General features: G+C 75.6%; 3 protein-coding genes. All 3 read left to right on the forward strand.

The genetic code is table 11. From position 1 onward, the window contains the following. Positions 1 to 64: 64 nt before the first annotated feature. Genes ACWJ6R_RS28110 through ACWJ6R_RS28120 form a run of 3 tightly spaced genes read left to right on the forward strand, consistent with a single transcriptional unit; the run spans position 65 to position 5,981 of the window. Positions 65 to 4,942, forward strand: a complete 4,878-nt coding sequence (locus ACWJ6R_RS28110) for an amino acid adenylation domain-containing protein (RefSeq protein ID WP_449065115.1) — start codon at positions 65 to 67, stop codon at positions 4,940 to 4,942. Then, on the forward strand, positions 4,939 to 5,790 hold the full coding sequence (locus ACWJ6R_RS28115; RefSeq protein ID WP_449065116.1) for an alpha/beta fold hydrolase: 852 nt from the start codon (positions 4,939 to 4,941) through the stop codon (positions 5,788 to 5,790). Before ACWJ6R_RS28110 ends, ACWJ6R_RS28115 begins: the two co-directional genes overlap by 4 nt. Further along, the gene (locus tag ACWJ6R_RS28120) at positions 5,787 to 5,981 is read left to right on the forward strand and encodes an MbtH family protein (RefSeq protein WP_449065117.1); all 195 of its coding nucleotides are present in this window, start codon (positions 5,787 to 5,789) and stop codon (positions 5,979 to 5,981) included. Before ACWJ6R_RS28115 ends, ACWJ6R_RS28120 begins: the two co-directional genes overlap by 4 nt. Positions 5,982 to 6,097: the final 116 nt, after the last annotated feature.

The raw sequence follows: 6,097 nt of genomic DNA on the forward strand, positions 1-6,097 counted from the left end.
CCCCGCCCGTCACCGCGGCCCCGCCGCGACCTCCGCGTCCGCGGTCCCCGCGTCCGCGTCCTCCGTGACCTCCGCCGTGGCCGCCGCACCGCGCAGCGTCGTCGAGGTCTTCGACGAGCGGGTACGGCTGACGCCCGGCGAGCGCGCGCTCGTCTGCTCAGGCGAGGAACTGACCTTCGGCGAACTGGGCGAGCGGGCCGACCGGCTGGCCCGGCGGCTGGTCCGGGAGGGCGCCGGACCGGAGCGGATCGTGGCGCTGGAGCTGCCGCGCTCGGCCGACCTGGTGGTGGCGCTGCTCGCCGTACTGAAGAGCGGCGCCGCGTTCCTCCCGGTCGACCCGGCCTACCCGGCCGACCGGCGGGAGTTCATGCTCGCCGACGCGCGGCCGTCGATCGTGGTCACCCCGGAGTGGCTGTCCGCGCCCGCTTGCGGCCTCCCGGAGACCGCAAGCGCGGCGCGGCCCGGGGACACCGGAGACGCCCCGGGCACCGGCCTCCCCCTCCCCCGGCCCGACGACGCCGCGTACGTGATCTACACGTCGGGGTCGACCGGACGGCCCAAGGGCGTGGTCGCGACCCACCGGGGACTGGCGGCCCTGCTCGCCAGCCACCGCGAGCGGTTGTTCCCCTCGGGCGAGCGGCTCCGGGTGGCGCACACCGCGTCGTTCTCGTTCGACGCCTCCCTGGACCCCGTCCTGTGGATGATCGGCGGGCACGAGCTGCACCTGCTCGACGACGACACCTACCGGGACCCCGAGGCGCTGACCGCCTGCGTCCGCGAGCACGCGATCGACTACCTCGACCTGACCCCGTCCCACCTGAAGGAGCTGCCCGCCCTGCTGGCGGCGCCGCCGAGGATCGTGGTGGTCGGCGGCGAGGCCGTACCCGAACCGCTCTGGCGGCGCCTGCGGGAGAGCGGCGCGCTCGCGGTCGACCACTACGGCCCCACCGAGGCGACCGTCGACGCCTACACCCGGCTCGGCGACGGCACCGAGGGCCCCACCCTCGGCACCCGCGCCCACGTGCTCGACCACGCGCTGCAGCCGGCCCCGGCCGGTGTCGCGGGCGAGCTGTACCTGTCCGGCGACGGCCTGGCGCGCGGTTACCTCCACCGTCCGGAGCTGACCGCCGAGCGGTTCGTGGCCGGGCCGGGCGGCTCGCGCCTGTACCGGACCGGCGACCGGGCCCGCTGGACCGCCGACGGGCGGCTCGAACTGCTCGGCCGCACCGACGACCAGGTCAAGGTGCGCGGGGTCCGGATCGAGCCCGGCGAGATCGAGGCCGTGCTGGAGGAGCACCCCGGCGTCTCCGCCGCCGCCGTGGCCGTCCGCGGCGGCAGGCTGATCGCCTACGCGGTGCCCGCCGGGAGACCCGCCCGCCCGGATGCTCCGGACGCCGCGAACGCGTCCGCCGCCTCGAACGCCCAGAACCCGTCGAGCACCCCGGACACCCAAGACGCCCCGGTCGTGGACGCCGCCGGGCTGCGCGAGTTCGCCGCCGACCGGCTCCCGGCCGGGATGGTGCCCTCGGCGGTCGCCTGGCTGGACGCGCTGCCCCGCACCCCCAGCGGGAAGCTGGACCGGGCGGCCCTGCCCGAGGTCGACGCCGTGACGCGGCGGAGCCGGGAACCGGAGAACGCCTCCGAGCACGCCATGCGCGAGCTCTTCCGCGAGGTCCTGGCGGTGCCCGGCGCCGGGGTGGAGGACGGCTTCTTCGAGCTCGGCGGCCACTCGCTGCTCGCCGCGCGGCTGGCCGTACGGATCAGGGAGACCTTCGGCGTCCGGATGCCGATCGCGGCGGTCTTCGAGGCCCCCACCGCCGCCGAGCTCGTCACCCGGCTGCCCTCCGGCCACGTCACCCGGCCGCCGCTGCGGCCCCGGCGCCGGCCCGATCCGGTCCCGCTCTCGTCCGCGCAGGCCAGGCTCTGGTTCCTGTACCGGATCGAGGGGCCGAACCCGACCTACAACATCCCCATCGCGCTGCACCTGCCCGGCCCGGTGGACCGTACCGCGCTGGAGGCCGCGCTCGGCGACCTGGTGGCCCGCCACGAGGTGCTGCGCACCGTCTTCCCCGAGCGCGACGGCGTGCCCTGCCAGCGGATCCTGGAGCCCGGACCGGTGCCGCTGCCCGTCTGGCAGCCCGGCGAGCACCTGGCCGAGGCCGTACGGACCGTCGCGCGCCGCGGGTTCGACCTGGCCTCCGAGACCCCGTTCCGGGCCCACCTGCTCCGGGGCCGCGACGGGGACGGGACCGGCGGCGAGACCGGCGGCGAGGACCGCGACGGGAGCGGCGCGGAGCACGTGCTGGTCCTGGTGCTGCACCACATCGCCGGCGACGGCTGGTCGACCGAACCGCTGGTCCGCGACCTGCTGGCCGCCTACGAGGCCCGCAAGGCGCACCGGGCGCCCGCGTTCGAGCCGCTGCCGGTGCAGTACGCCGACTACGCGCTCTGGCAGCGGGAGCTGCCCGACACCGACCTGTCCCACTGGACCGAGGCCCTCGCGGGCCTGCCCGACCGGCTGGAACTGCCCGCCGACCGGCCCCGGCCGGCGGTGTCCAGCGGCGCGGGCGGCACGGTCCCCGTCCGGTTCGACCCCGGTCTCACCGACGGGATCGAGGCGCTCGCCCGGGCGAACCGCGCCAGCGTCTTCATGGTGCTGCACGCCGCCCTGGCGGCCCTGCTCACCCGGCTCGGCGCGGGCACGGACATCCCGATCGGCACGCCCGTGGCGGGCCGGAGCGACAGCGCGCTGGACGACGCCGTCGGCTTCTTCGTCAACACGCTCGTGCTGCGCACCGACACCTCCGGAGATCCGACCTTCACCGAGCTGCTCCGGCGGGTGAAGGAGGCCGACCTGGCCGCCTTCGACCACGCCGAGACGCCGTTCGACCGGCTGGTCGAGGTCCTCAACCCGCCCAGGGCCCGCAACCGGCACCCGCTGTTCCAGGTGATGCTGGTGCACCAGGACACCCCGGCCCCGGGAGTGGAGGTGGTGCACACCGGCACCGCCAAGTTCGACCTGACCCTCAACCTCGACCGGTCCGGCTCCGGCTTCCTGGAGTACAGCGCGGACCTGTTCGACCCGGCGACGGCCCGCTCCATCGCCGAGCGGCTGGTCCGCCTGCTCTCGGCCGCCGTCGCCGACCCGGACCGGCCCGTCGGCGGGCTCGACATCCTCAGCGCGGCCGAGCGGCGGACGCTGATCGAGGGCTGGAACGGGGACCTGGTCAGCGAGCCGGGCGCCACCCTGCCCGAGCTGTTCGAGGCGCAGGCCCGCCGGACGCCGGACGCCGTGGCCGTCACCGCCGCCGGGGAGGAGCTCACCTACGCCGAGCTGAACGCGCGGGCCAACCGGCTGGCGCACAAGCTCGCCGCGTACGGCGCGCGGCCGGAGGCCGTCGTGGCGCTCGCGCTGCCCCGGTCGGCGGACCTGGTGGTCGCGCTGCTCGCGGTGGTGAAGACCGGAGCCGCCTACCTGCCGCTGGACCCGACCTATCCGGCCGACCGGCTCGACTACATGATCTCCGACGCCGCGCCGGTCTGCGTGGTCGACCCCGGCTGGCTGGAGGATCTGGACGACTGGCTCGACCACGACCCCGAGCGGTCCCCGTCACCAGGCAACGCCGCGTACGTGATCTACACCTCCGGCTCGACCGGCCGCCCCAAGGGCGTGCTCGTCACGCACCACAACGTGGTCCGGCTGCTGTCGGCCACCGACCACTGGTTCGGTTTCGGTCCCGGCGACGTGTGGACGCTCTTCCACTCCTACGCCTTCGACTTCTCGGTGTGGGAGCTGTGGGGGGCGCTGCTGTACGGCGGGCGCCTGGTCGTGGTGCCGTTCGAGGTGAGCCGGTCCCCCGAGGACTTCCTCGCCCTGCTGGAGCGCGAGCGGGTCACGGTGCTGAACCAGACCCCGTCGGCGTTCTACCAGCTGGTCGCGGCCGACGACGGGCGCGAGCTGGCGCTGCGGTACGTGGTGTTCGGCGGGGAGGCGCTGGAGCTGGCCCGGCTGTCGGACTGGTACGCCCGCAGGCCCGGTCCCGCCGGGCCCGGCCACGAGCCCGGCCCGGCGGGCGGCCCGCTGCTGGTCAACATGTACGGCATCACCGAGACGACCGTGCACGTCACGCACATGCCGCTCTCCCCGGGCCACCGGGAGGGCAGCCTCATCGGCCGCGGCATCCCGGACCTGCGGGTCTACCTGCTGGACGGCGCCCTGCAGCCGGTGCCGCCGGGGGTCGTGGGCGAGATGTACGTGGCCGGTGACGGCCTGGCCCGCGGCTACCTCGGGCGGCCGGAGCTGACCGCCGAGCGGTTCGTCGCCGACCCGTACGGCCCGCCCGGCTCGCGCATGTACCGCTCGGGCGACCTGGCCCGCTGGAAGCCGGACGGCACCCTCGACTACGTCGGCCGCGCTGACCAGCAGGTCAAGGTCCGCGGCTTCCGGATCGAACTCGGCGAGATCGAGGCGGCGCTGCTGCGCCACCCCGCGGTCGGGCAGGCCGCGGTGATCGTCCGCGAAGACCGGCCGGGCGACAGGCGCCTGGTCGCCTACGCCGTACCGGCCGCCGCGCCGGACATGACCCCGGACATGACGCCGGACATGACCCCGGGCACGGTGCTCGACGCCGCCGAGCTGCGCAGGTTCGCGGCGCAGGCGCTGCCGGACTACATGGTGCCCTCGGCGGTCGTGGAGATCCCCGTGCTCCCGCTCACCGTCAACGGCAAGCTCGACCGCAGGGCGCTGCCCGCGCCCGCCGCGCCCGCCGCGGAGGGACGGCCTCCGGCGACGCCCCTGGAGGAGACGCTCTGCGGGCTCTTCGCCGAGGTGCTCGACCTGCCCCGGGCGGGCGCCGACGACGGCTTCTTCGAGCTGGGCGGGCACTCGCTGCTCGCCGTACGGCTGGTCTCCCGGATCCGGAGGTCCTCGGCGCCGAGGTGACGATCGGCGCGCTCTTCGAGGCGCCCACCCCGGCCGGGCTCGCTGCCCTCGTCCAGGGCGAGGACGGCGGCACCGGCGTCGACCCGCTGGCGGTGCTGCTGCCGCTGCGCGAGACGGGCTCGGCCCCGCCGCTGTTCTGCGTGCACCCGGCGGGCGGGCTGAGCTGGTGCTACAGCGGCCTGATCCGGCACCTGCCGGACCGGCCGATCTACGGCCTGCAGGCCCGCCACGACCCGCTGCCCTCCTCGCTGCGGGAGCTCGCGGCCGACTACGTGGCGCAGATCCGCGAGGTCCAGCCGGAGGGGCCGTACCACCTGCTGGGCTGGTCCACCGGCGGCATCATCGCGCAGGAGATGGCCGTGCAGCTCCGGCTGGCCGGCCACGGCGTCGCACCGCTGGCGATCCTGGACGCCTACCCCGCCGAGGGGATGCGAGACCTGCCGCCCTCCGACGAGGCCGAGGCCCTGGAGGCGCTGCTCACCATGGGCGGCTTCGCGCCGGACGCCGCGTCCACGCTGGAGGGCGCGATCGAGGTGCTGCGCCGGGAGGGCAGCCCGCTGGCCGGCCTGCCGGTGGAGACGCTCCGCTCGCTGCGGGACCTGTACCTGAACACCAACCGCCTGGTGCGGGGGCTCGACACCCGGGTGTTCGACGGCGACGTGCTGTTCTTCCGCGCCACCGTCGACACCATCGACGACACCCTCACCCCGAACACCTGGCGGCCCCACGTCAGCGGCATGATCGACGCCCACGACGTGGCCTGCAGCCACAAGGACATGACCCAGCCGGGACCGATCGCCGAGATCGGCGCGATCGTCGCGGCCCGACTCCGGGAGCGGAACCGATGAATCCCTTCGACGACCCCGACGGCGAGTTCCTCGTCCTGGCCAACGACGAGGAGCAGCACTCCATCTGGCCGTCGTTCGCCGCCGTCCCCGACGGCTGGGCGGTCCGCTTCGGCCCCGACGCACGCGCCGCCTGCCTGGCCTACGTCGCCGCGCACTGGACCGACCTGCGTCCCCGGAGCCTGACCCGTTGAACGAGCCCGGTTCTCCGAACGACCGCCCGGCGGGCGACGCCGTGGCGACGGCCGCTCCCCCGGCGCCCCCTCCCTCGGCACCCGCTCCCCCCGGTGGCCGGTCCCCCCGGTGGCCG

The sequence above is a fragment of the Planomonospora algeriensis genome (assembly GCF_977012225.1).

Coding starts and splice junctions, on each gene's coding strand:
- ACWJ6R_RS28120 (WP_449065117.1), top strand. CDS start 5,787: ATGAATCCCTTCGACGACCCCGACGGCGAGTTCCTCGTCCTGGCCAAC.